This is a genomic window from Streptomyces sp. NPDC006259 (assembly GCF_042870975.1).
Classification (GTDB): domain Bacteria; phylum Actinomycetota; class Actinomycetes; order Streptomycetales; family Streptomycetaceae; genus Streptomyces.
In genome coordinates this window covers 636,647-662,123 of record NZ_JBIAHY010000001.1, presented here as the reverse complement: position 1 = coordinate 662,123, position 25,477 = coordinate 636,647, and the positions used below count along the sequence as shown (strand labels likewise).

At 71.5% G+C, this 25,477-nt stretch carries 20 protein-coding genes and 1 other RNA gene; 16 read left to right on the top strand and 5 right to left on the bottom strand.

From position 1 onward, the window contains the following. Positions 1-16 precede the first annotated feature (16 nt). Positions 17-799: a peroxide stress protein YaaA gene (gene yaaA / locus ACFYO5_RS02750; RefSeq protein WP_388703396.1), complete on the bottom strand. Its 783-nt coding sequence runs from the start codon at positions 797-799 to the stop codon at positions 17-19. A gap of 77 nt (positions 800-876) precedes the next feature. Here yaaA and ACFYO5_RS02745 point away from each other — a divergent pair, with 77 nt between their 5' ends. The 3 genes from ACFYO5_RS02745 to rnpB all read left to right on the top strand — a co-directional run bounded on the left by ACFYO5_RS02745 (position 877) and on the right by rnpB (position 3,513). After that, positions 877-2,310: an RNB domain-containing ribonuclease gene (locus ACFYO5_RS02745; protein ID WP_388703393.1), complete on the top strand. Its 1,434-nt coding sequence runs from the start codon at positions 877-879 to the stop codon at positions 2,308-2,310. Between the two features lie 188 nt (positions 2,311-2,498). After that, positions 2,499-3,077 (top strand): Uma2 family endonuclease, encoded by a 579-nt coding sequence (locus ACFYO5_RS02740; protein ID WP_388703390.1) that lies wholly within the window; start codon positions 2,499-2,501, stop codon positions 3,075-3,077. A 33-nt stretch (positions 3,078-3,110) separates the two neighbouring features. Then, positions 3,111-3,513, top strand: an RNA gene (gene rnpB, locus ACFYO5_RS02735) — RNase P RNA component class A. 180 nt (positions 3,514-3,693) lie between these two features. Here rnpB and ACFYO5_RS02730 read toward each other — a convergent pair. Further along, a complete protein-coding gene (locus tag ACFYO5_RS02730) occupies positions 3,694-5,157 on the bottom strand; it encodes an MFS transporter (RefSeq protein WP_388703387.1) in 1,464 nt (487 codons plus the stop codon). A 223-nt stretch (positions 5,158-5,380) separates the two neighbouring features. Between ACFYO5_RS02730 and ACFYO5_RS02725 the strand changes: the two genes are divergently transcribed. Next, positions 5,381-5,998: a TetR/AcrR family transcriptional regulator gene (locus tag ACFYO5_RS02725; protein ID WP_356559327.1), complete on the top strand. Its 618-nt coding sequence runs from the start codon at positions 5,381-5,383 to the stop codon at positions 5,996-5,998. Positions 5,999-6,511: 513 nt separating this feature from the next. Here ACFYO5_RS02725 and ACFYO5_RS02720 read toward each other — a convergent pair. Beyond that, a complete protein-coding gene (locus ACFYO5_RS02720; protein ID WP_388703383.1) occupies positions 6,512-7,087 on the bottom strand; it encodes a YdeI family protein in 576 nt (191 codons plus the stop codon). A 547-nt stretch (positions 7,088-7,634) separates the two neighbouring features. Between ACFYO5_RS02720 and ACFYO5_RS02715 the strand changes: the two genes are divergently transcribed. Together ACFYO5_RS02715 and ACFYO5_RS02710 are read left to right on the top strand one after the other, a co-directional pair. Next, a complete protein-coding gene (locus ACFYO5_RS02715; RefSeq protein WP_388703380.1) occupies positions 7,635-8,918 on the top strand; it encodes a cytochrome P450 in 1,284 nt (427 codons plus the stop codon). A gap of 786 nt (positions 8,919-9,704) precedes the next feature. Next, a complete protein-coding gene (locus tag ACFYO5_RS02710) occupies positions 9,705-10,373 on the top strand; it encodes a Crp/Fnr family transcriptional regulator (RefSeq protein WP_388703377.1) in 669 nt (222 codons plus the stop codon). Here the strand turns inward: ACFYO5_RS02710 and ACFYO5_RS02705 are convergent. Both ACFYO5_RS02705 and ACFYO5_RS02700 read right to left on the bottom strand, forming a co-directional pair. Continuing rightward, a complete protein-coding gene (locus ACFYO5_RS02705; protein WP_388703374.1) occupies positions 10,355-11,107 on the bottom strand; it encodes a 4'-phosphopantetheinyl transferase family protein in 753 nt (250 codons plus the stop codon). The genes ACFYO5_RS02710 and ACFYO5_RS02705 overlap by 19 nt on opposite strands. Before the next feature lie 10 nt (positions 11,108-11,117). Beyond that, positions 11,118-12,419 carry a cytochrome P450 gene (locus tag ACFYO5_RS02700; RefSeq protein ID WP_388703372.1) on the bottom strand — a complete coding sequence of 434 codons (1,302 nt, stop codon included), beginning with the start codon at positions 12,417-12,419 and terminating at the stop codon, positions 11,118-11,120. A gap of 328 nt (positions 12,420-12,747) precedes the next feature. On the opposite strand from ACFYO5_RS02700, the gene ACFYO5_RS02695 reads away from it, so the two are divergent. The 10 genes from ACFYO5_RS02695 to ACFYO5_RS02650 all read left to right on the top strand — a co-directional run bounded on the left by ACFYO5_RS02695 (position 12,748) and on the right by ACFYO5_RS02650 (position 25,470). Continuing rightward, entirely contained in the window at positions 12,748-13,506 is a 759-nt protein-coding gene (locus ACFYO5_RS02695; protein ID WP_388703369.1) for a Crp/Fnr family transcriptional regulator, read from the top strand. Positions 13,507-13,574: 68 nt separating this feature from the next. Next, positions 13,575-14,888: a cation:proton antiporter gene (locus ACFYO5_RS02690; protein WP_388703366.1), complete on the top strand. Its 1,314-nt coding sequence runs from the start codon at positions 13,575-13,577 to the stop codon at positions 14,886-14,888. A gap of 89 nt (positions 14,889-14,977) precedes the next feature. Next, entirely contained in the window at positions 14,978-15,877 is a 900-nt protein-coding gene (locus ACFYO5_RS02685; RefSeq protein ID WP_356559311.1) for a DUF6039 family protein, read from the top strand. Then, positions 15,861-17,093: a hydroxymethylglutaryl-CoA synthase family protein gene (locus ACFYO5_RS02680; protein ID WP_388703363.1), complete on the top strand. Its 1,233-nt coding sequence runs from the start codon at positions 15,861-15,863 to the stop codon at positions 17,091-17,093. Before ACFYO5_RS02685 ends, ACFYO5_RS02680 begins: the two co-directional genes overlap by 17 nt. A 4-nt stretch (positions 17,094-17,097) precedes the next feature. Beyond that, positions 17,098-17,889, top strand: coding sequence for an enoyl-CoA hydratase-related protein (locus ACFYO5_RS02675; protein WP_388703360.1), 792 nt, complete (start codon positions 17,098-17,100; stop codon positions 17,887-17,889). Continuing rightward, positions 17,889-20,363 carry an ACP S-malonyltransferase gene (gene fabD / locus ACFYO5_RS02670; protein ID WP_388703357.1) on the top strand — a complete coding sequence of 825 codons (2,475 nt, stop codon included), beginning with the start codon at positions 17,889-17,891 and terminating at the stop codon, positions 20,361-20,363. The genes ACFYO5_RS02675 and fabD overlap by 1 nt, the downstream gene beginning before the upstream one ends. Positions 20,364-20,465: 102 nt before the next feature. Beyond that, entirely contained in the window at positions 20,466-21,416 is a 951-nt protein-coding gene (locus tag ACFYO5_RS02665) for a DUF6039 family protein (RefSeq protein ID WP_356559303.1), read from the top strand. Between the two features lie 60 nt (positions 21,417-21,476). Further along, entirely contained in the window at positions 21,477-23,294 is a 1,818-nt protein-coding gene (locus ACFYO5_RS02660; protein WP_388703354.1) for an amino acid adenylation domain-containing protein, read from the top strand. Continuing rightward, entirely contained in the window at positions 23,291-24,259 is a 969-nt protein-coding gene (locus ACFYO5_RS02655; protein WP_356559299.1) for a chlorinating enzyme, read from the top strand. Before ACFYO5_RS02660 ends, ACFYO5_RS02655 begins: the two co-directional genes overlap by 4 nt. A 35-nt stretch (positions 24,260-24,294) precedes the next feature. Then, positions 24,295-25,470, top strand: coding sequence for an alpha/beta fold hydrolase (locus ACFYO5_RS02650; RefSeq protein WP_388703351.1), 1,176 nt, complete (start codon positions 24,295-24,297; stop codon positions 25,468-25,470). Positions 25,471-25,477 lie beyond the last annotated feature (7 nt).

Here is a 25,477-nt window from a genome sequence, read left to right as displayed (position 1 = left end):
GCTATGCCGGTAGGGGTCAGTGAACCTCGTCCACCAGAACGTCGAGCGTCCACACCGCCCCGGCCCGTGCCGGCGCCTGCTCCTCCACCGTGTAGCCGAGGTCCCGCAAGGCCACCACCAGGGCGGCGGGGCCCTTCGGGACGATGCCCGCCGTCAGCAGACTCCGCACGATCCGGCCCTTCGTCGCCTTGTTGAAGTGGCTGACCACCTTCCGGGTCGGCGCGTGCAGCACCCGCACGCTCGCCGTCCGCGCGGCGACCTCCCCCTTCGGCTTCCACGCCGCCGCGTACGCCGCCGACCGCAGGTCCAGCACCAGCCCGTCCCCGGCCGCCTCCGGCAGCACCTCCGCCATCGGCGCCCGCCAGTGCGCGCCCAACGCCCCCAGCCTCGGCAGCCGCACCCCCATCGAGCAGCGGTACGACGGAATGCGGTCCGTCACCCGGACGGCACCCCACAGCCCCGAGAACACCAGCAGCGAACGGGCCGCCCGACGCTTGGCGGCCGCGTCGAGCGAGGCCAGGCCGAGGGCGTCGTACAGCACGCCCGTGTAGATCTCGCCGGCCGGCCGGGTGCCCGCCGTCAGCAACTCGGTGTTCTTCGCGATCTCGCCGCGCAGCCCCTCGCTCAGGCCGAGCACCTCGCGCGCCTTCTCCTCGTCCCCGGCGCACAGCTCGACCAGCTCGCGCAGCACGGCCTCACGCGCGGCGGCGAGTCCGGGCAGCGACAGCGACTCCGGTTTCAGCGGGGCGCCGCGGCCGGAGGCGGCCTTTCCTTCGGACGGGGGCAACAGGACGAGCACGCGCGTTTCTCCTTCGGACAGGGCTCCGAGCCAGCGTACGGGGTGCCGACCACCCGCCCCCGCCCTACGCTCGCCCTATGCCCCGCCGCCACATCCGCGTGACCGGCGCCCCCGAAGCACCGCTGCGGGCCGCCCTCGCCGCCTTGCGCACGGAACTCGGCGTGCCCGCGAGCTTCCCGCCCGAGGTGCTCGCGGAGGCGGACCGCGCCGCCGGAGCCCCCGCCCTGCCGGCGTACGACGCCACCGACATCCCCTTCGTCACCGTCGACCCGCCCACCTCCACCGACCTCGACCAGGCCCTGCACCTGTCCCGGCAGGGCACCGGCTACCGCGTGCGGTACGCCATCGCCGACGTCGCCGCCTTCGTCGTACCCGGCGGGCCACTGGACGCCGAGGCGCACCGCAGGGTGAACACCCTCTACTTCCCCGACGGGAAGGTGCCGCTGCATCCGCCGGCGCTCGGCGAGGGCGCCGCGAGCCTGCTGCCCGACGGGCCGCGCCCGGCCGCGCTGTGGACCGTCGACCTCGACGCCGACGGCCGTACCGTCGCCGTCGACGTCCGCCGCGCCCTCGTCCGCAGCCGCGCCAAACTCGACTACGCGCGCGTGCAGCGACAGATCGACGACGGCACCGCCGAGGAACCCCTCGCGCTTCTCAGAACCGTCGGACAGCTCCGCCAACGGCTGGAGGCCGACCGGGGCGGGATCTCCCTCGACGTGCCCGAGCAGGAGATCGTCGAGCAGGACCACACCTACGAACTCGCCTTCCGCGCCCCGCTGCCCGCCGAAGGCTGGAACGCCCAGCTCTCCCTCCTGACCGGCATGGCCGCCGCCGACCTGATGCTCACCCACGGCACCGGGGTGCTGCGCACCCTCCCGGCCGCCCCCGACGGCGCCGTGGGCCGGCTCCGGCACACCGCGCGCGCCCTGCGCATCGACTGGCCCCACCACGTGTCGTACGCCCAGCTCATCCGCACCCTCGACCCGCACCTGCCCCGGCACGCGGCCTTCCTCCAGGAGTGCACAACCCTGCTGCGCGGCGCCGGCTACACCGTCTTCCGCGACGGAGCCCTGCCCGAGATCACCAGCCACGCCGCCGTCGCCGCCCCCTACACCCACTGCACGGCCCCGCTCCGCCGCCTCGCCGACCGGTACGCCACCGAGCTGTGCCTCGCGGCCGTCGCCGGCACGGACCCACCCCCATGGGTGCTCGCCGCGCTCGACGCCCTGCCCGGCGAGATGGCCGCCGGCGGCCGGCGCGCGGGCGCCGTCGAACGCGCCTGCGTCGACGTCGTGGAGGCCGCCCTCCTGAAGGACCGGATCGGTGAGGTCTTCGACGGCTGCGTCGTCGACGTCGACGACCGCCACCCGACCGTCGGCACCGTCCAACTGGAGTCCCCGGCGGTCATCGGCCGCATTGAGGGCAACCCCCTGCGCCTGGGCGAACGCCTCCGCGTCCGCCTCACCCAGGCCGACCCGGCGCCGCCGAAGGTGCGTTTCGCACCCGCTTGAGCGCCTGGAGGAGGTGTCGCGCGAACGCCGTCACCAGTACGGACGTCGACGTCCGCGGCAGGGTCAAGTGGCGCTGTCCCTACGGTGGTGATGATCCTGTGCCACGATCGAGGGAACGGTTCCCGATCTCACGGACAGGTGATCCGGCGATGCCCGAGTCCGGCGAGCGACCGAAGGAGGGGCGTGACATGACTGCCATGGCCCACGAGCCGCTCACGCAGGAGGAAGTCCTGCTGGAGGGCTTTCTCGCCCTGGACACCCCGGAAGGCTTCCGGGCGGAGCTTGTCGAGGGGGAGATCGTTGTGACGCCGCCGTCGGACGGGGATCACGAGGACTGCATCGGGCTCATCGTGAGCCAGGTGATCAGACGGTCCCGGACCGCCATGCAGTTCTCCGGGAACAAGGGACTGAAGCTCGAGAAAGCGGAGGGCTGCCCCAAGGACCACGTGATCCCGGACGGGACGTTCGCTCCCGAGGTCCTGAGGCTCTACCGAGGCGCCGCACCTTGGATGCCCTGCCAGGGCGTCGTCATGGTTCTGGAAGTGACCTCCACCAAGCCGAAGGCCGACCGCGAGGTCAAACGCCGCTGCCACGCCCGTGCCGGCATCCCGCTCCACCTCCTGGTGGACCGCGAATCGTCCGAGGTCACGCTTCTCAGCGATCCGGCCCAGGTCGACTACCGCAAACGCTCCACCTTGTCCTTCGGCAAGCCGCTCCCCCTGCCCGAGCCCTTCGCCTTCGACCTGGAGACCGCGGACTTCCTCTGACCCGACGCCCGGTACCATGGTCGACACGGCAGACGAGCCGGGCGGACGGCCGCGTGAAGCCCCCAGGGGCTTCCCGAGGAACGTCCGGGCTCCACAGGGCAGGGTGATGGCTAACGGCCACCCGGGGTGACCCGCGGGAAAGTGCCACAGAAAACAGACCGCCCGGCGCTCCGGCGCCGGGTAAGGGTGAAACGGTGGTGTAAGAGACCACCAGCGCCTGAGGTGACTCAGGCGGCTAGGTAAACCCCACCCGGAGCAAGGTCAAAAGGAGCCGCTGTAGAAGGCGACTCTGCGCGGACGTTCGAGGGCTGCCCGCCCGAGTCCGCGGGTAGACCGCACGAGACCGGCGGCAACGCCGGTCCTAGATGGATGGCCGTCGCCCCGACGACCGCGAGGTCCCGGGGCACAGAACCCGGCGTACAGCCCGACTCGTCTGCCAGTGGGCCTCTTATCTCGGCCTGTGGCTTGCTCGGGGTCCTTCGCGCGCTGGCTCGCCGAGCGGGCCAAGCGCGCCGTCGGTCGGATCATCGTTCCGGTCGGTCGCCGAGCGGCAGCTCGGAATCGGCTGAGGGGGCGGGTCCGTGGACCCGCCCCCTCAGCCGGTTCCTTCCGGCGGCTACTCCAGGTTCTTGGCTTGCGGAGCCGACGGCGAGCCGTCCGCCGAGAGGTCGGACTCCGCGTCCGCCGTGCCGGCGTCCATGCCGGGCATCATCCCCGGCATGGGCGCGTTCGCGGCGGGCCGGACGAGGAGGACCACCAGGGCGAACGCGACGACCGTGAACGCCACCGCGACCCAGAAGCCGGCCGAGGCGCCCTTGGACAGGACGTGCGCCGCGTCGCCCGTCGCCCCGTTCGTCGCCGCGCCGTACACGGTGATGATGACGGCCAGGCTCAGCGAGCCGCCCATCTGCTGCGTCGCGTTGAGCAGGCCGGAAGCGGCCCCCGTGTCCTGCATCTCCACGTCGGACACGCCGACCATGGTCATCGGCATGAACACCATGCCCGCCCCGAACCCGTACAGCAGCATGGGACCGAGCAGGTCGCTGAGGTAGGTGCTGTCGGCGGAGATGGCCGTCAGCCAGACGAGCGCGCCCGTGATCAGGAGCGTCCCGGCCACCAGCGGCAGACGTTGTCCGATCTTGGGGATGAGCTGCATCATCACGCCGGAGACGACGATGATCGACACGCTGAGCGGCAGGAAGGCCAGGCCGGTCTTGAGCGGGCTGTAGCCCAGCACGTTCTGGAAGAAGAGGGTCAGGAAGAAGAACATCCCGATCAGGGAACCCATCATCGCCACCCCGAGGGCGTAGATGCCCGCGCGGTTGCGGCTGGCGAACAGACGCAACGGGATGATCGGCTGCCGGGTGCGGCTCTCGATGAAGACGAACGCCACCAGCAGGACCACGGCCCCGATGAACGAGCCGATCGTGGTGGCCTCCCGCCAGCCGCTGTCGGAGGCGTGGATGAAGCCGTACACGAGCAGGGCGACGCCCACGGTGGAAGTGATGGCGCCGCCGACGTCGAACCGGCCCTCGCTCCGCGGCGTCTTGCCGATGAACAGCGGTGCGGCCAGGGCCAGGGCGACGCCGATGGGCACGTTGACCAGCAGGACCCAGCGCCAGGAGGCCCACTCGGTGAGCAACCCGCCTGCCACCAGGCCGATCGCGCCACCCGCGCCCGATACGCCGGCGAACACCGCGAACGCCCGGTTGCGCTCCCGCTCGGTCGGGAAGCCGGTGGCGATCAGGGACAGCACCGTCGGTACGACGATGGCGGCCCCGGCGCCCTGGATGACGCGCATGCCCAGCAGCCATCCGGAGTTCTGGGCGAGGCCGCCGAGCAGGGACCCGAGCGTGAACAGCAGGATTCCGCCGATGAAGGCCGGGCGGCGGCCGAGGAGGTCACCGACCCGGCCGCCGAGCAGCAGCAGCCCGCCGAACGCGAGGATGTAGGCGTTGACCACCCACGACAGGTTCTGCGTGGAGAACCCCAGGGACGTCTGCACGCTGGGAAGCGCTACGTTCACGATGGTGGCGTCGAGGATTACCATGAGCTGGGCCATGGCGATGACAACCAGCATGAGGCCGGTGCGATGCGCTAGCCGGGGCGGGCTCGCCGGGGCTGCGACTGCGGGGGTGCTAACAGCCATTTGGTAGCCTTATCAGGGAAATGTCGAGGAAGCTTAGGAACTGCATCGTTCACTGTTTGCTAGCCTAGCAGCGGCAAGTAGGGAACACAATCGTTCATACGCGGTCTGCTGGGCGGGCCGTCCGGGAAGTGGGGATGCCGTGTCCGGAGCCGGATTGGCTGCCGACGCCGCGGTCGGAGACCAGGGTTCGCCCAGGAAGGCGGCGGCCAGCCGCCGACGGGGCGAGGACCTGGAACGCGCCATCTACTCGGCGGTGATCACCCAGCTCGAGGCCGTCGGCTACGCCCGGCTGACCATGGACCGGGTGGCGGCCGATGCCCGGACGGGCAAGGCGGCGCTCTACCGGCGCTGGCCCAGCAAGGCCGAACTCGTGGTCGACACGCTCGACTACGCCCTGCCCGCACCCGAGGACGCGCCCGACGAGGGCAACGTCCGGGACGACCTGGTCGAGCACATGCGCCAGAAGGCGGAGGTCCTCAACTCCCCGGTCGGCCGCGCGATGCAGAGCCTGCTGGCCGAGATCGACAGGGACGGGCCCATGGTCCGCCTGGTGCAGGAGCGCGTCTTCCAGCCCCGGCAGAACGTCTTCCAGCTCATCCTGGAGCGCGGGGTGCGGCGCGGCGAGATCCGTTCCGGCCGGCTCAGCCCGCTGGTCGCCGAACTCGGGCCCGCCATGCTGGTGCAGCGCTTCCTCGGCGACTCGGCCCCGGTCCCCGACGACTACCTGGTGGCCGTGGTCGACGAGCTGATCATGCCCATCGTCCGCCCGTAGTCGCCAGGACCGGCCTCACCGCCACACCCTCCGCTACCGACCGCTGACGACCGCTCACCACAGCCGCTCACCACAGCGCTGCCGGCGCGGGGCCGCGTGCACACGGTCAGGGCCATCGCCCGCGCAGGGTCACCTCGACCGACGCGACCGGGTGACGCGTCTGCTGCTGGACCGGGCGGGCTTCCCGCCGACACCGTGTCCACCCTCCGCATCCGGTCGCCGAAGCCGACGGATGCGCCGTTGAGGCCTGCCCGGCGCGGTCAGGGCGACCGGTTGCCCGCCGCTCGACCGCGCCGTGCACGAACTCGGCGACGTGCGCATCGAGGGATGCTGCCGCGCGATCGAGGAAGGGCCGGCGGCCTACGCCCCCGGCGGCACCTCCTCGACCCGGTACCGGCCGACGGCGCGGTGGTCGCCGGAGCCTAGTCCCGCGAGCGCTGCCAGGTCACCGGCCTGCGACAGGGAACCCGGGCGCCGGCCAAGCCGACCGGGCGGCAGGGTGCCGCCGTGCGGTCACTTGTGGATCTTCTCCTGGTTGGCCAGCATGCCGACGTACTTCTCGATGCGCCGGGCCCTGGTCTCGGGCTTCTTGGCGTCCTGCACCCGGTAGAGGATGGAGTAGCGATTCTGGCTGTCGAGGGTCTCGAAGAACTCGGCGGCTGCCGGGTTGGCCTCCAGTGCCTTCGCCAGGTCGTCCGGGACGGTGGCGGTCTTGGCCCCCGCGTAGGCCGCTTCCCAGCGCCCGTCCTTCTTGGCCCGCTCGACCTCGGCGATCCCCGGCGGTTGCATCCGGCCCTGCTCGATGAGGGCGGCGACCTTCTCCCGGTTGACCTTGGACCACCGGCTGCGGGCCGACCGCGGCGTGAACCGCTGGAGCCAGTGGGCGTCGTCGAGCTTGTTCTTCTGGCCATCGATCCAGCCGTAGCACAGTGCCACGTCGAGGGCCTGGGCGTAGGTCAGGGCGTCCTTGCCCGCCGCGTCCTTCTTGAGCTTCAGCCAGAACCCGCCGGATGCGGCGTAATTGCGGGAGAGCCAATCCTCCAGCTCCGCCGCCGATGCGAATTCGATGATCTCTTCGTCTCGGGCCATGAGCGTCAGTCAAGCACAGGACGGGGGCCCGAGCAGGGGGCCCTCCGGTACCGGCGGGGTCGGCCGAGATCTGTGGAAAACGGGCGTGCGACGGGCTGTGGCCCTGTCGGTGCCCGGCCGGTCCGGCCTGGGTCCTTGATCGATGACGGGCGGGATCGACGGCACTGACCGGCTTCCACGGAGTCACCCTCGACTGTCCGGACCTCGCCCTCCTGGCTGAGTTCTCCAAGGGCGGCCCGGCGCTGCCACCGGGCGTAGGTCGGGGCGGCGGCGCCCCCGGCGTCGATCGGCACCCGGTCCGGCCGGACCTGCGGGCGCGGCCGCCGGCTTCCGGTGCCACTGCTCAATTCTGAGCGCCCGCGGTCACCGGCCCGAGCTAGCATCGCAACGCACTTGGACGGCCCGCCGGTTGAGGCGAGGCGTTGGGTGAGTACCTCCTGTTCCAGTGGGAAAAGACGACGGGAGCGAGCTTATGTCGGGGGATCAGGTTGTCAGTTCCGTGCCGGTCGCGTCAGGCAGCGTTCCGCTTGCCGGGCACAGGCCGGCCGTGGCGGTCCGGAGGCTGGCCTTCTTCGAGCGGGTCCGTGCCGAGGCACCCGTGCTGCGGCTGCGCATGGGGCGCACTCCCACCTTCCTCATCAACGACCACTCCATGGCCCGCGAAATACTCGGCGACAGCGGTGACACCTTCGCCCGGGGGCGGTTCTTCACCAAGGTGCGCCCACTGGTCGGCAATGGACTCGGCAGCTCCGACGGCGCCTTCCACCTGCGCCAGCGCCGGATGGTCCAGCAGGCGTTCACCCACGAGAACCCCGGGTACGACGTGGGCGCGCTGCTGGCCGGCATCAAAGCGCAGGTCGACACCTGGCAGCCCGGTACCGTCCTGGACATGGCCCAGGAGATGGACACCCTGGCCAACGCGCTGATCAACACCGCCCTGTTCTCCTCGGACAAGGTGGCCGGCGACGCCGAGACCGTCCGGGACACCATCGCCGACTTCATCGCCGGCGTCGGCATCCGTAGCGTGGTCCCCAGTGACCTGGTGGACAAGCTGCCCACCCCGGCCAACCGGCGCTTCATCCGGGCGCGGGACCGGCTCGAAGCGGCGCTGACCTCGATCATCAACCGGTACCTGACCGACCCCCAGGACCACGGCGACATCCTGTCCAGCATGGTGGCCGCCCGGGACGTGGACGGCCAGCCCATGAGCCCGGGCGAATTGCGCGACGAGGTGCTCTCCATGCTGATCGCCGGCGGCGACAGCTCCGGACACGCCCTGGGCTGGGCCCTCCACGAGATCGCTCAGCACCCCACGGCCGCCCAGCGGCTGCGCGAGGAGTTCGCCCAGGTGCTGGAGGGGCGGGACATCACCATGCGCGACCTGAACCGGCTGGCCTACACCCGCCAGGTCATCAACGAGACCCTGCGACTACGCAGCCCCGGCTGGATGGACATGCGGCGCACCACCCGACCCGTACAGGTCGGCGGCTTCGCCTTCCCCGCCGAGGCCGAACTGCTGATCAGCATCACCGCCCTGCACCGCGACCCGGCCGCGTTCTCCGATCCCACCACCTTCAACCCCGACCGGTGGTCGCCAGGGCACCCCCAACTGCCCCGCCGCGAGCTGTTCATGCCCTTCGGCGCGGGTACCCGCCTGTGCGCCGGAGAATCGATGGCCAACCTGACGATGGCCTTCGTGCTGGCCACCGTGCTGCCCCGCTTCGAACTCCGGCCGGTACCCGGCCCCCCGGTCCGGGAGGTGTGCAAGGGCATCATGAGGGCCAGCGCGGTCCCGATGACCGTGCACCCGGTACCGAAGGCCAGGGCATAACCCTTACCCCGACGAGGAACGCCCCGGCCCGATCCCTGCTCCGGACTCCGAGGCCCCGCCGGCGCAGTGCCGGCGGCAGCGCCCGGGTCCGGCCCACCGTGCTCATCGGGATGGCCTGGGACCTCGCTTGCCTTGCCCGGGCGGGAGCCGATGGCGCGTGACGTGCGGGTCGTGCTCGCCCGTGGTCGGACCGTCGGGCTCGGTGAACCGGTGTGGTGATCGCCCTTCGGGGCGCGCCGATCGTGGCCTTGGCCACGCAACTCGCCGACAGGACGGACCAGTTCGAGCGGCGGCCCGGGAGCCGGCGAAGCTTCGGCCTCCGCACTCGCGCGACAGCTCCCACTCCTCGAAGGGCGATGCCCCGGGAGGTGCCGCCGGGTGAGGAGCGCCGGGCCGAGCCGGGCGTCCGCGGTAAGGGCGAGCAGAAGGGCGCGCCCGGTCGGCGGTGCGTCAGGCCCATGTCGCGCAGCGGCGATCCCCGGGCTCGACCGTGCGGGACCGTCCTCCCCGGTGGGGGTGGCGCCCGGGCCGAGGTCGACAGCGTGCCGGGCGGCAGTGGCTGCCGGCTGCTCCTCTTTCGGCCGGTGATCGGGTCGGTGATCGGACCGGTGATCGGACCGGTGATCAGGCCGGTGATTGGGCCGGGTCGGGCGGGTGGCCGGAGACCTGTGGCGAGGTTTTTGGCCGGGTCGCGGAGGGCAACTATGGAACGGGTTTTCGAATTAATTCTTTACCGAAACCCGGTTTGATCAATGTGCGAGGCAACCGTATGCAAGGGGGAAGTATATGTTCGTCTCCACGTCCATGTCGTTATGGGAGACTCTGCGGGACAGAATGGTGGGGAGTGGCAGATCGGCCCCGGTGGTGCGGCTGGTGCGCGGCGAGAACGTGTATTCCAGCGGGCAGTCGGACAACAGCCTGTACCTGGTCGAGGAGGGTCAGGTCAAGATTGTTTCGGGCTCTCCGGATGGGAAGAGATGCCTGCTCTCCATATGTGTGGAGGGGGATTTCTTCGGTGAGCTGGGAATTCTTCAGGGAATGCGTGCGGAGACCGCGACGGCGATGAAGCGGAGCGTCCTGCGGAAATTGTCGGCGGCGCATGTGGCGGCGGTTCTGCAAGATCTGGAGAACGCCGAGGAGTTCGCCCTGCACTTGATCGAGCAGCTGTCGGAGCAGCAGCAGTTGATCGCCAACATGGTGACCATGAACTGCGAGCAGCGGCTCGCGGTGACCCTTCTCGGTCTCGCTCGGAAGGTCGGCCGGCGGCAGGGTCCCGAGCTGAGAATGGAACGGCGGATCACACACGAGGAACTCTCGGAAATGGTGGGGACCACGCGTTCCCGGGTGGGGTTCTTCCTGAAGCGGTTCTCCGACGACGGGCTGCTGGTCCACAGCGGCACGGCCCAACTGACGGTGCACGAGACCCGGTTGGCGCGCTACGTGGCGAGGGTCTGAGGGGGGCCGGCAGGGGCGTCGCCGTGGTGGACCACCACCAGTCCGGCGGCGCCCGCGCCGCGGCGCAGGGCGAGCGCGGCGATGTGGCCGGAGCCCGGCCGCCACTGGTGGAACTGCCACTGGCCCGCGGCGTCGGCGGCCATCGTGATCGTCCCGGTGTCGGGCAGCGCGCCGAAGTCGCAGCGGTCGAACGGGTGGGCGAGACCGAGGCCGAGGGCCTTGGTGTAGGCCTCCTTCAGGGTCCAGTACCGAAGGAGGGCGTCGGCCTGCCCGCTGGTGGGCAGCCCGGCGAGCGCGGCGGCCTCGGCGGGGGCGAGCACTCCCGGCAGTCGTCGGGTGCGGTGCGGGGCGCTCTCCTCGACGTCGATGCCGCAGTCGGTCCCGCGGGTCACCACGCAGACGGCCGCGCCGGGAGTGTGGGAGAGGTTGAATCTCAGCCCGGTCTCAGCGGTGCGGCCGGCGAGTTCCGGACGGCCGTGCCAGGTGGTGCGGAACTCCCATCGGCGCGGCGCGATCTCGGGGTGGCACCGGGTCAGCGCCGCGCGCAGCAGGGCGTGCCCCACCGCGTACTGGGCACGGTCCCGGGCGAAGCGGAAGCGGGCCAGCCGGTCGTGCTCGGCCGGCGCGAGCAGCGCCAGCCCCGCCCGGACCGCGGCGTCGCGCTCCGAGTCGGGCACGCGCGCGGTCCACACATGGGCCTCGCGCGTGCCGGGCCGGAGCCCTCGCTCTGCCATCCGGTGCGGGTCAGGCCCGCGGGCCCAACTCGACCGGCAGCTCGACCAGGCCGCGCATGATCCGGGTGGGGCGCCAGCGCAGGTCGTCCCGGGTGCCGGCGAGCGAGATGTTCGGGTAGCGGTCGACCAGTGCCGCGATCGCCTCCTGCCCCTCGAGCCGGGCGAGCGGGGCGCCGAGGCAGTGGTGCAGGCCGAAGCCGAACGCCAGGTGCGGGTTGTCGGTTCGGGTGATGTCCAGCTGGTCGGGGTTGTCGAACTGCCGCTCGTCGCGGCTGGTCGAGGCGATGGAGACGGTGACCACGCTGCCGGCCGGGATCACGGTGCCGGCCACCTCGACGTCCTCGGTGGAGACCCGCATGGTGGACAACTCCACCGGCGGGTCGTAGCGGAGGAACTCCTCCACGGCCGAGGCGACCAGGTCGGGCTTGGCCCGCAGCAGGGCGAACTGCTCCGGGTTGTCGAACAGCGTGAGGGTGCCGTTGGCGATCAGGTTGACGGTCGGTTCCTGGCCGGCGCTGAGCAGCAGCATCGCGGTGGAGACCACCTCGATCTCGGTGAGCCGGTTGCCCTCGTCGCGGGCGACGATCAAGCCGGTGATCACATCGGGCTGCTGGTCGCTGGTGTCCACGTCGGTCTCCGCGAGGTCCTTCAGTTCCTCGCGGCGACGGGCCAGCAGCTCGGTGAAGAAGGACTGCATCGCCGCGTAGCCCTCCTGCGGGGTGAGCGCGCCGTCGACCACCGCGTCCGGGGCGGTGAGCATGGCGGTGGCCCAGATCCGGAAGTTCTCCCGGTCGGCGTTCGGCACGCCGAGGATCTCGCAGATGACGGTGGTGGCCAGCGGGTGCGCGTAGCTCTCGATCAGGTCGACGGTCCGCTGCCCGGCGAGGCCGTCGAGCAGCTGCTCGGCGATCTCCCGCACGCGCGGGCGCATCGCCTCCATCCGGCGATTGGTGAACGCCTTGCTGATCAGCTTGCGCAGCCGGGTGTGGTCCGGCGGGTCGGTGTTGACCAGGTGGTAGAGGTAGTCGGCGCGGTTGTCGCGCTCGCCCTTGACGTAGCCGGCCTCGCGCAGCTGGTCCCAGGCCAGGCCCGGGTCCTTGGCGAAGCGGGAGTCGTTCATGACGTCGCGGGCCTCGGCGTAGCGCAGCACGAGCCGGCGGTGGAGGCCGTTGGGTTCGCGGATGGTGTGGACGACGCCCTCGGCGCGCATGTCGGAGTACAGCGCGTAGGGGTCGACCCGCGGTCCGGTCGGCAGGACCTTCGGTTCCTCGGAACCGGACGGTGCGCCGGGCTGTGATGACCGGTCATTCACGGGGCATCTCCGTTCCTTGGCAGGTCGGCTCGTTCCGGCGGGTACGCCCGAGCGTCCCGAACCTAACCGGCCGAACCGGGGCGTTTCTGCGCTGGATTGAGCATCGTGTGAAGTCGGCGGGGTGCCCGCCACGGCCGGTTCGGCACGCATGCGTCCAATGGTGGCCAGGGCATTGGTGTTGGCCGGATCTTTTCCTATGCTTGCCCCCGCACCGCGCTTATCCGCACATCGTGGCCATCTCAGACACCATTCCGACGCCTTCGCCGGGCCGGGCTGCCCGGGCCGGCGGACGCGTCTGTGCCGTTTTCTAGGCGATTCGAGGTTGAAGATGAGGGCAACACTGGAGTACCACCGGACCCGTTCGACCAGCACCGCGGTCCCCGCGCAGCGTGCCGCCGAGCCGGCCGACACCGACTCGGCCCGCTTCCGCACCAAACTGCGCGCGCTGTGCGCCACGCGGCTGCACGACACCCCGACCCTGACGGTGCCCCGGCTGGCACACGTGTACATGGAAGGCGGCCAGGACCGGCACATATACGTGATCGAGACCGGTCAGGTGAAGACGCTGATGATCACCGGGAGCGGCAAGCGATGTCTGCTCTCCATCTCCGGGGCGGGCGACGTCCTGGGCGAACTGGGGCTGCTCGGAAGCGAGCGCTCCGACACCGCGGTCGCGCTGGAACCGGCGACGCTGCGCCAGATCCCGTGCGACAGATTCCTCTCGGTGCTCGCCGAGGCGGGGCTGCTGCCGGAGTACGTGCGGCACCTCGGTGAGCGGGTGATCGAACAGCAGAAGATCATCGTCGACATGGTGACGTTGGAGTGCGAGCGCCGCCTGGCGGCCCGACTGCTGCTGCTCTCCCAGCAGATAGGCAGGCGCCGCGGCCGACTGGTGGTGATCCCGCCCCGCATCACCCAGGAGGAACTCGCCGAGATGGTCGGCACCACCCGCTCCCGGGTCGGACTGTTCCTCAAGCGCTTCCGGGAAACGGGGCTGGTCGGCATGGTGCACGGCTCGCTGGCCGTCGACATCCAGCGGCTCGGCGACTACATCGAGGGCCGGCTGCAGGCCGATGCTCAATTCTGAGTAGCTGGGCATCGTCGTGATGCCAACCCTTGGGGCTCCGGAGGACGCCCCACGGGAGAAGGTCGAACATGAGCGAGCATCAGACCCTGCTGTTCCTGATGCAACTGGCGGCCCTGCTGCTCGTCGGCTCCGGCATGGGCCAACTGGCCCGCCGGGTGGGCCTGCCGGGCGTGGTGGGCGAACTGCTCAGTGGTGTGCTGCTCGGTCCGACGGTGCTCGGACACCTCTCGCCGGCGGGGTTCGCCTGGATGTGGCCGGCCGACCCGTCACAGACCCAACTGCTGGACGCGGTCAGCATGTTCGGCGTACTGCTGTTCATCGGGGTGTCCAGCGCGCACCTGGACCTGCGGATGCTGCGCCGCCGCCCCCGTACCGTGATCTCGATCAGCACCGCGGCGCTGTTGCTGCCGCTCGGCCTGGGCATCGCCACCGGCCTGCTGCTGCCCGGCCGGCTGCTCGGCCCGCACGCCGACCGCTCCTCGTTCGCGCTGCTGATCGGCGTGGTGATGGGCGTCAGCGCGATCCCGGTGATCGCCAAGACACTGACCGACCTGGGCATGCTGCACCGCGACATCGGCCAGTTGACGCTGGCCGCGGCGGCCGGCGGGGACGTGGTCGCCTGGATACTGCTGTCGCTGGTCTCCACCATGACGGTGAGCGTGCTGACGGCCGGTCACATCGCCGCCGGCGTCGGGAGCCTGCTGCTGTTCCTGGCCGTGGTGATCGCCGCCCGACCGCTGCTGCGCGGGGCGCTGGGGCGGGCCGAGAAGGCCGAGGGCTCCGGGCCGGTGATCGCGATCACCGTGGTGGCGATCCTGGCCGCCGCGGCCGGCAGCCAGTCGCTGGGCCTGGAGTCGGCGCTCGGTGCGTTCGCGGTCGGCTGCCTGCTCAGTTCGCCGTCCCGGGAGACCGCGGTGCGGCTGGCCCCGCTGCGGACCGTCACGCTCTCGGTGTTCGCCCCGATCTTCCTGGCCGGGGCGGGCCTGAAGATGGATCTGACGGTGCTGGGCGACCCCCGGACGCTGGCCGCCGCCGCGGTCGTGCTGGGGCTCGCTGTCGCCGGCAAGTTCGCCGGTGCCTACCTCGGCGCCCGGTTCGGCCGGCTGACGCACTGGGAGGGCTTGGCGCTGGGCGCCGGACTCAACGCCCGTGGCGCGGTCGAGGTGGTGGTGGCGACCATCGGCCTGCGGCTCGGCGTGATCAGCCCGGCGATGTACTCGATCGTCGTGCTGGTCGCCGTGCTCACCTCGATGATGGCCGCGCCCGCCCTGCGCTGGACCATGGCGAAGGTCGAGCACCGCTCCGAGGAGCACCTGCGGGCCGTCGAACTCGCCGCCTGGTCGGACCGTGCCTCGGTGCCGACCGACCCTGCGCAGAATTGAGCAGCAGGAATCCGCTGCGCGCTCTTAATGTGATCCGGTTGTGTTGTAGGAGACATGGATTGATTTCCGTGGAAAAGGAGGCGGACAACGTGACGGCCGCAGTGAATTCCAGCACGCAACCCAGGATCAGGCCGGCGTTCCACCAGACCACGGTGCCGTTGGACAAACTGCTGAATTCTGCCGACGCGGGATTCCTCATCCACCGGGTCGGGCAGCTGAAGAACGAGTTCCGCGAGGAAGGCATGTCCTTCTCCGCGGACCTGGTCGACCTGATCAACAACGCCCAGGTCGGCTATGTCTCGATCTTCGCCTTCGAGGAGCTGTTCGGGACGCAGAGCCGGCTGCACTGGCTGCTGCACCTGAAGGAGCCCAGCGACTACCGGCGGATGCTCGACATGGTCGACCACTCGCAGAAGTGGGCCGAGGTGTCCGCCGACGACCGGCTGCCCACCAAGGGCGGCGGCAACTGGGAGCGGATGTTCGTCGAGGGCTCGATGACCGAGACGATCATCTGCCCGCAGCACGGCCTGAGCCACCACGACGAGGACGACGACCACCCGCTGGACACCTTCCAGCCGCCGGCCCGCTACCAGTCCCGGCTCGCTCCCGAACAGTTGCTGCACTCCGTGAACACCCCGCTCACCGTGCACCGCCGCCTCCAGGTCCGGTACGCGCTGCGCGAGGAGGCCCGGAAGTTCTGGTTCGACTGGGCCGGATACGTCTCCGAGGCGATGGTCGGCCGAGCCACCGCCTTCCTCTACGAGGAGATGTGGGGCCAGCAGGACCGCCTGCACCTGCTGATCCACCTCGCCTCCCCGGACGCCTACCACGAGCTGATGGCCCTCCAGGAGAGCGACCCGGAGCTGCGCCGCCTGATGGCCTCCCAGGTCGTCGCCGACAGCAAGGGCGGCGGCGGCTGGCACCGCACGGTGCTCGACGGCACGATGACCGACACCCTCTGGGCGCCGCTGCATGGCCGTCGGAGTTGAGGCGGCCAACGCCTATGTCGGGCGGGCCGCCCTGGACGTCAGGGAGCTGTTCCACGCACGCGGACTGGACCTGGGCCGCTTCGACAACCTGATGATGGTGCAGAAGTCGGTCAACCTGCCGTGCGAGGACCCGGTCACCAACGCCGTGAACGCGGCCAGGCCGATCCTCGACCGGCTCACCGGGGAGCAGCGCGACAGCATCGAGGCGGTGATCGTCGGCACCGAGTCCGGCCTGGACTTCGGCAAACCGATCAGCACCTACGTGCACCACTACCTCGGCCTCGCCAGGCGCTGCCGCTCCTTCGAGGTCAAGCACGCCTGTTACGGCGGCACCGCGGCACTGCGCACCGCGCTCGGCCTGCTGGCGGGCAGCCCCCGCCCGCGGGCCCGTGCGCTGGTGATCGCCGCCGACGCGGGTGGCTCGGTGGTCGGCATGCCGTACTGGGAGCCGTCCCACGGCGCCGGCGCGGCCGCCCTGCTGCTCGGCCCGGAACCCGAGGTCCTCGACCTCGACCCCGGCGCGGCCGGCCTCTACAGCTACGAGGTGATGGACACCTGCCGCCCGCGCCCCGACCTGGCGGCCGGCGACTCCGACCTCTCGCTGCTGGCGTACCTGGAGTGCCTGGAGCGCTCCTTCGCCGACTACCGGGAGACGGTCGCGGGGGCCGACATCGTCGATTCCTTCGACCACCTGGCCTTCCACACCCCGTTCGGCGGGATGGTCAAGGGCGCCCACCGGCATCTGATGCGCCGGGTCAGGCGGATGTCCCCGGACGCCATCGAGGCCGACTTCCGGACCCGGATGGCCGCCTCGTTGGTCAACCCGGCCCGGATCGGCAACACCTACGCGGCCGGCCTGTTCGTCGCCCTGCTCTCGCTGATCGAGCACGGCGACTTCCGCGAGCCGCGCCGGGTCGGCCTCTTCTCCTACGGGTCGGGCTGCGCCTCGGAGTTCTACAGCGGCGTGGTCGGCACCGGGGCGCCCGCCGTGCTCGCCCCGTACCGGACCGCCGAGCGCCTGGACGCGCGGCACCGGCTCGCCGTCGCCGACCACGACCGGCTGGCGAAGCACACCGCCGAGGGGGCCCCCGGCGTGCAGGACGCGGTCCTCGACGTGTCGCGGTACGCGGACGTCTACGACCCGGCGCTGCACGGCAGGGAACTGCTGGTGCTGGACCGGATCGAGAACTTCCACCGGCGCTATCGATGGAGCTGAGCAGATGGACCTGAGCACGGGGCACCGCACGATTCGACTCTCCGCGGCGCCGGGCGTCCTCACCGTCGCCCTCGACCGCCCGGACGCGCACAACAGCATCGACACCGCCATGATCCGGGAACTGCACGCGGCGCTCGACACGGCCGAGGCCGACCCGGACTGCCGGGTGGTGGTGCTGACCGGGGGCGACGGCGTGTTCTGCACCGGCATGGACCTGCTCGGGGCGGCCGCCGAGGGCCGCCCCGACCGGGAGCGGGCGGCGCAGGGCGGCGCCGACTTCCTCGGCCTGTTGAAACGCCTCACCCTCACCCCCCGGGTGGTGGTCGCCACCGTCGACGGCCGGGTGGCCGGCGGCGGCGTCGGCCTGGTCGCCGCCAGCGACTTCGTGCTCGCCACGCCCCGCACCACGTTCAGCCTGCCCGAGGCGCTGTGGGGCCTGCTGCCGTGCAGCGTCGCCCCGTTCCTGATCCGGCGCACCGGCTTCCAGAAGGCGTACGCGATGAGCCTGAGCACCCTGCCGGTGACGGCCGATCAGGCACTGCTGTCCGGCCTGGTCGACCAGCTGGCCGACCCGCTCCAGCCGGCGCTCCGCAGACTCGCCTACCGGGTCATGAAGGTGGAGGGCGCCACGGTCGGCGACCTGAAGCGCTACTTCGCGAAGATGTGGATCATCACGCCGGAGGTCGAGCGCACCGCGGTCGACGAGTTCGCCCGGCTGATGTCCTCCGACGGCGTCGGCCGCCGGATCGCGGACTTCGCCGAACGGCAGCGCTTCCCGTGGGAGGGCGGCTCGTGATGCAGCGGACCGCGTGGCTCTTTCCCGGCCAGGGCGCGCAGCGCCGCGGCATGGGCCGTGACCTGTTCGACCGCTACCCGGACGCGATGGCCGCCGCCGACCGGATCCTCGGCTTCTCGGTGCGCGAACTCTGCCTCGACGACTCCGGCGGGCGGCTCACCGACACCCGCTACCTGCAACCCGCCCTGTTCGTCGTCAACGAGCTGACCCGGCGCGCGTACGCGGCCCGCGAACCCGCCCCCGACTACCTCGCCGGGCACAGCCTCGGCGAGTACAACGCGCTGCTCGCCGCCGACGCCTTCGACTTCGAGACCGGACTCGCCCTGGTGGCCCGCCGCGGCGAACTGATGGGCCGGGCCACCGGCGGCGCGATGACCGCCGTGATCGGCCCCGGCGTCGCCCGGATCGCCGACCTGCTCGCCCAGGCCGGCGTCGACGACGTCGACCTGGCCAACCTCAACTCCGCCGAACAGGTGGTGCTCTCCGGCCCCGCCGAGTCGCTGCGCCGCGCCGCCGGGGCCGTCACCGCCGCGGGCGCGGGCCGCTGCGTCCCGCTGCGGGTCAGCGCCGCCTTCCACTCCCGTCACATGGCCGACGCCGCCCGCGAGTTCGCCGCCTTCCTGGACGGCTTCGCGTTGCGCGACCCCCGTATCCCGGTGATCGCCAACGTCACCGCCCGGCCCTACCGCCCCGGCGAGGTCGGCCGGCTGCTGGCCGCCCAGGTGCACAGCGCGGTCCGCTGGTCCGAGAGCATGCGCCATCTGCTGGCGCGGGGCGTCCACCGGGTCGCCGAACAGGGCCCGGGTCGGGTGCTGACGGGGCTGTGGGACGCGGCGGTGAAGGACGCGGCGGTGAAGGACGCGACGAACGGGCCGGCGCCGGAGCCGCGGGCCGCCGCGGGCGGCGCTTCGGGACCCGCGGCGGCCTCGGGACCCGCGGCGGCTTCGGGACCCGCGGCGGCCGCGGGAGCCGCGGACGGGGCGTCCGCCGCCGGGCGGGCGGCACCTGCCGTGCCCGCTCCGGCCCCGGCCGCCGTACTGGCGCCTTCCCCGTCCAGGGTCGGCGCGGCCGCGGGCTCGGCGCCCCCGGTGTCCGGGCGTTCCGCCGACGGTACGACCGCACTGACCCCGGAGCGGCTGGGCTCGGCGGCGTTCCGGGCCGACTACGGGGTGCGCTACGCGTACCTGGCCGGGTCGATGTACAAGGGCATCGCCTCCACCGAACTGGTGGCCAGGATGGCGCGGGCGGGGCTGCTCGGCTACTTCGGGACCGGCGGACTGCGCACCGAGCGGATCGAGGCGGCGATCGCCACGCTCCGCGGCGAGCTGGGCGCGGACGGCGGCTTCGGGATGAACCTGCTGCACGCGCTGCACGACCCGGAGCTGGAGGAGTCCACCGTGCGCCTGTTCCTGCGGCACGGGGTGCGGTTCGTCGAGGCGTCGGGCTTCACCCGGCCGACCCGGGCTCTGGTGCTGTACCGGCTGAGCGGGGCGCACCGGAACGGCGCGGGCCGGGCCGTTGCGCCGAACCGGCTGCTGGCCAAGGTGTCCCGGCCGGAGGTGGCGACGGCGTTCATGGAGCCCGCGCCGGAGGCGCTGGTGCGGTCGCTGCTCGCCGACGGACTGCTGAGCGCCGCGGAGGCCGAGGCGGGCCGCGCGCTGCCGCTGGCGGGGGAGGTGTGCGCGGAGGCCGACTCGGGCGGGCACACCGACGCGGCGGTGGCGTACACCCTGATGCCCGCGATGACGGGCCTGCGGGACCGGATCGTGGCCGAGCGCGGCTACCCCGACGGCATCCGGATCGGCGCGGCGGGCGGCCTCGGCGCCCCGGAGGGCCTGGCGGCGGCGTTCGTGCTGGGCGCGGACTTCGTGGTCACCGGCTCGGTCAACCAGTGCACCCCGCAGGCCGGGACGTCCGACACGGTGAAGGACCTGCTGGCGCAGGCCGACGTCCAGGACACCGGGTACGCGCCGGCCGGTGACATGTTCGAGATCGGGGCGCGGGTGCAGGTGCTGGGGCGCGGCACGCTGTTCGCGGCCCGCGCCAACAAGCTGTACCAGGTGTACCGGCAGTACGACGGCCTGGAGTCGATCGACGCCAAACTGCGGCGGACGATCGAGGAGGGCTGGTTCCGCCGCGACCTCGAGCAGGTCTGGAAGGAGACCCGCGAGTACTACCTGCGGGTCGGCCGTCCGCAGGAGGTCGAGCGGGCCGAGCAGGACCCCAAGCACCGGATGGCGCTGGTGTTCCGCTGGTACTTCGTGCACAGCACCCGGACGGCGATGCGCGGCGACCCGGCCGAGCGCGTCAACTACCAGATCCACACCGGCCCGGCGATCGGTGCGTTCAACCGCTTCGCCGCCGGGACCGCGCTCGCCGACTGGCGCGACCGCCATGTCGACGCCGTCGCCGAGGCGTTGATGGCCGGCGCGGCCCAGGTCCTCCGAGACCGTTTCGCCTCACTGGGCCGATGAATCGCCGGCCTGCTCAATAGTGAGCTGCGCAGTTCTCCGAATAAATGACCTAATTGTGCTGCGGGAAGAAGAAATTCGAACCATTCGCCAAGGAGTCCTTTCATGACCGAGAAGGCCGATTCCGAATTCTCCACCCCGGTCGCGCAGCAGCAGACGTCCCTTCCGGTCACGGATATCCTGCACTCGGCGAACGCCGGTGTCGTGGTCGAGCGCGTCGGGCAACTGCGGGCCGAATTCCGCTCGGAGGGCAGGCAGTTCGCCCGTGAGCTGTCCGAGTACCTGAACACCCAGTACGTCGGCGTGGCGACCACCTTCGTCTACGAGGAGACCTTCGGGACCAAGGACACCCTGCACTGGCTTCTGCACATGCGCTCCCTGGAGGCGTACGAGACCCTCGTCAGGATGGGTTCCCAGGACGAGGGCTGGCGCGAGGTGATGTTCCGCAACCGCATCCCGGAGGAGCGCGGCGGAGGTTCCTGGGACCGGATGTTCCTGGACGGCGGCCTGAAGGAGACGGTGCTGATCCCGCAGAGCTTCGGGATGTACGGCACGGCCGACACCGAGCTGTCCTCGGTGGTCGACGACGGTGGCGTGGACCGCTTCGTGGTGCCGACCGCGGAGCACCAGACCTCGCAGAAGCCCGATGAGCTGCTGCACTCCGCGAACTCCGGCATCATCATGCACCGCACCGGCGAGCTGAAGTACGAGTTCCGGGCCGAGGGACGGGAGTTCGCCCGCGCGCTGACCGAGAGCTGGAACGCCTCGCTGGGCGGCGAGGCGACCATCTTCCTCTACGAGGAGGCGTTCGGCCTGTCCGACCGGATCCACTGGTTCATCCACCTGCGGAAGCTGACCTCCTACTACAACCTGATGGGCCTTCGGGCGCGCACCATGCCGGCCGCGCGCGAGGTGTTCACCAAGCAGTGGATCCCGGCGGAGAAGGGCGGCGGTGGCTGGGAGCGGATGTTCGTCCAGGGCAGCTTGCAGGACCTGGCCCTGACCCCGCAGCACTGGGGCATGTACGCCACCAAGATCGCCGCCGCCCAGGACTGACCGTCCCCGCGGGCTTTCGGCCGCCCGCCCCGCGAACCCGTACCGGATGGGAGATCCGCCATGGTTTCCGGCAAGACGCTGCACCAACTCTTCGAAGACCAGGCCGCCAGGACGCCGGACCGCGTGGCGGTGAGCGGGGCGGACCGCGCCCTCACCTATCGCGAGCTGAACGCCGAGGCCGACGCGGTGGCCGCCCGGCTGCGGGCGGGCGGCGCCGGCCCCGACCGGCTGATCGGCCTGTGCGTCGACCGCAGTGCCGACCTGGTGGTCGGCCTGCTCGGCATTCTCAAGGCGGGGGCCGCGTACGTGCCCGTCGACCCGGCCTACCCTGCCGACCGGGTCGCCTTCCTGCTCGACGACAGCCAGGTCCGCGCGGTGGTCTCGGTGTCCCGGGTCGCCGAGCGCCTCACGGACTGCGCGGCCCCGGTGGTCTGGCTCGACCGCGACACCGAGGTGCCGGCCGCGCCGGCCGCGCCGGCCGTGCCCGCCGCTGCCGAGGAGTCCCGGGAGAGCGACCTCGCGTACGTCATCTACACCTCCGGGTCGACCGGCGTTCCCAAGGGCGTGCTGGTCGAACACCGCAACGTGGTACGGCTGTTCGAGCAGACCGCCGAGCTGGTCGGCTACCGCGCTGACGACGTGTGGACGCTGTTCCACTCGATCAGCTTCGACTTCTCGGTCTGGGAGCTGTGGGGCGCGCTGCTGCACGGCGGCCGCCTGGTGGTGGCCGGCACCGAGACCGTCCGCTCCCCGGAGCTGCTGCACAAGCTGCTCGCGGACGAGGGCGTCACGGTGCTCAACCAGACCCCGTCCGCCTTCCGCCGCCTGGTGGGCGCCTCCACCGCGACGCTGCCCGCGCTGCGCCTGGTGGTGTTCGGCGGCGAGCGCCTGGACGTGAAGCTGCTGGAGCCCTGGTTCGCCCGCTACGGCGACGACCGGCCCGCCCTGGTCAACATGTACGGCATCACCGAGACCACGGTCCATGTGACGGCCCGTGCGATCACCCGGGCCGACCTCGACGAGCCCGGCGTCAGCCCGATCGGGCACCCGCTGCCCGAGGTCACCCTGCACCTGCTCGACGAGGACGGCAGCCCGGTCGCCGACGGCACCCCCGGCGAGCTGTACGTCGGCGGCACCGGCGTGGCCCGCGGCTACCACCGCCGCCCCGAGCTGACCGCCGAGCGCTTCCGCACCGTCGGCACCGGCGCGGACGTGGTGCGCCTGTACCGCTCGGGCGACCGCGCGGTGCGCACCGCCGACGGCGCGTACCTGTACGCCGGCCGGGTCGACGACCAGATCAAGATCCGCGGATTCCGGATCGAGCCCGGTGAGATCGAGGCGCTGCTCGCCGACGACCCGCGGCTGGCCTCGGCGATCGTCGTCCCGCAGGACCACGGCGAGGGCGACGTCCGCCTGACGGCCTACCTGGTGCCGCCGCCCGACGCCGAGATCGACGACGAGGCGCTCGGCCGGCTGGTCGCCGAGGTGTCCGCCCGGGCCGCGAACACGCTGCCCGAGCACATGCGGCCCTCCGCGTACCGGCTGATCACCGAGGTGCCGACCACCGCGCAGGGCAAGGTCGACCGCTCGGCCCTGCCCACCCTGCGGCACCGGCAGGCCCTGGCCGGCCCGGCGGGCGGCGGCGCGGAACTGACGCCCACCCAACGCCAGGTCGACGCGATCGTCACCGAGGTGCTGGCCCGGCCGGGCATCGGCCTCGACGACGACCTGTTCGAGCACGGCGCCACCTCGCTGGCGTTCATGCGGGTGATCGCCTCCGTCAACCGGCGCTGGAAGCTGTCGCTGACCGGCGCGGAACTCGACGCGGCGACCGTCCGCCACCTGTCCGCCTGCGTGGACGCGCAGGACCCGAAGTGAACGAAGAGAGGAGCACCACCGTGCCCGAGGTGACCGGCGAATTCACGCTGACGCCCGAGGAGCGTGCGAGCTTCCACGAGCGCGGCTACTTCGGCCCGTTCAAGGTGTACGAGATCGAGGAGATGCAGCGCCGCTGGCGGGTCGAGCGGCTGAGGCTGATGGACCGCAGCAACGCGGTCTACCAGGACGAGGCGGCGCAGTCCGGCAACACCAACATCTCCAACTACGACCGGCACCTGGACTCGCAGTTCCTCGCGGATCACATCTGCCGGCCGGAGATCGTCGGCCGGGTGGCCGGCGTGCTCGGGCCCGACGTGCTGTGCTGGCGCAGCGAGTTCTTCCCGAAGTACCCGGGCGACGAGGGCACCGACTGGCACCAGGCCGACACCTTCGCCAACGCCTCCGGCGAGCCGCAGATCCTGTGGCCCGACGAGCACAAGGACTTCGGCGGCACCATCACCGTGTGGACGGCGTTCACCGAGGCGAACGAGGACAACGGCTGTCTGCAGTTCATCCCCGGCACCCACACCCGGATGAACTACGACGAGACCAAGAAGATGCACTACACCCCGGACTCCATCAACCAGGTGGACAAGGGCGGCATCCGCCGCGGCTTCTTCGGCTACGACTACCGCGAGCTGCAGGTCGACCCCGACTTCAAGCCCGACGAGTCGCAGGCGGTGTCGATGGTGATGCGCCCGGGCGAGGCGATCATGTTCTGGTCGACCCTGATGCACGCCTCCTGGCCGCACAGCGGCAAGACCGACGAGATGCGCCTGGGCTTCGCCGGCCGGTACGTGCCGACCTCGGTGCGGGTCTACCCCGACACCGAGCAGATCGAGGAGTACGGCGGCACCGTCTCGCTGGAGCGCTACGGCGCCGTCCTGGTCGGCGGCGAGAACCGGTACGACCACAACCGGATGGTCACGCGGACCACCCTCGGCCACCCGTTCACCACCCGCTGACACGGACCGACACCGACCGGAAGGCGTGCGAGCCGATGACCGAGCACCAGGCCCGGGCCGCCGTGGCCGCACTCGCCGAGGCGGTGCACGGCCTGCGGGCGCTGGCCCTGTGCCTCGACCCACCCGCCCGGGTGGCCGCTCCGGCCGGCCCGCGCGCCCGGCTGCTGGCCGCACTGGCCGAGCGGCTCGGCGTCCCGCTGGCCCTCGGGCCGGCCACCCCGGACGGTGCGAACGGCGTCTTCGAACAGATCATCGGCGAACGGCTCGGGCCGGCCCTCGGCCGGCCCGAGCTGGACGACCTCCCGAAGGACCCGGCCGAGATCACCGGGATCGCCGACCGGGTGGCCGCCGCCTCCTTCGACAGGTTCCGCGCCGCCGCCGACGCCGTCGCCCCCGACGGCGCCCGGATACCCGTGTACACGGCCGGCGACCCGGCCGCGCCCGCGGTCCTGATCGCCTCCGCCTGCGGAATGCCGGCCGAACTGTGCCGCAGCTGGCTGGAGTTGCTCGGCGACGAATACCGGGTCGTCACCTGGGAGACCCGCGGCCTCTTCGCCGACGAACCCGACTTCGACGCACTCGCCTGGGACACGGAGGCGCAGGCCGAGGACGTCTTCGCGGTCATGGACCACCTCGGCATCCGCTCCGCCCACCTGCTGGGGTTCTGTGGCGGCAGCGTGATCGCGCTCGCCGCGGCCCGCCGCGCCCCGGAGCGGATCCACTCGCTCAGCCTCTGGCACGGGGCCTACGAACTGGGCCCGGACTCACCGAAGTTGGACCATCACCGGAACATCCAGGCGCTGATGGCCATGGCCGCGGAGGACCGCGAGACCGCCGCCGCCGTGCACGCGGTGTTCCTCGGCACCATGCTCGGCGGCACCCCGCCGGACCTGGCCCACCTGGTGCTCTACCCGTTCGCCACCGCCGAACTCTTCTACCGCTACTGCCGGTTGAACGGCGCGATCACCGATATCGACGTCAACCCGCTGCTGGTCGGCGTCGACCACCCCACGCTGGTCGTCACCAGCGAGGACGACAGCACGGCGAATCCGCTCGGATCGGCCGAGGTGGCCCGGCGGCTGCCCAACGCGACGCTCAGCGTCGAGCCCACCGGCGATCACATCTCACTCTTCAAGTTGGGCGGCCGACTGGGCGAACTCGCGCTGGGCTTTCTGCGCGAGCACTCCGGCGGCCGGGCCGCCCCGCGCTGAGACGGGA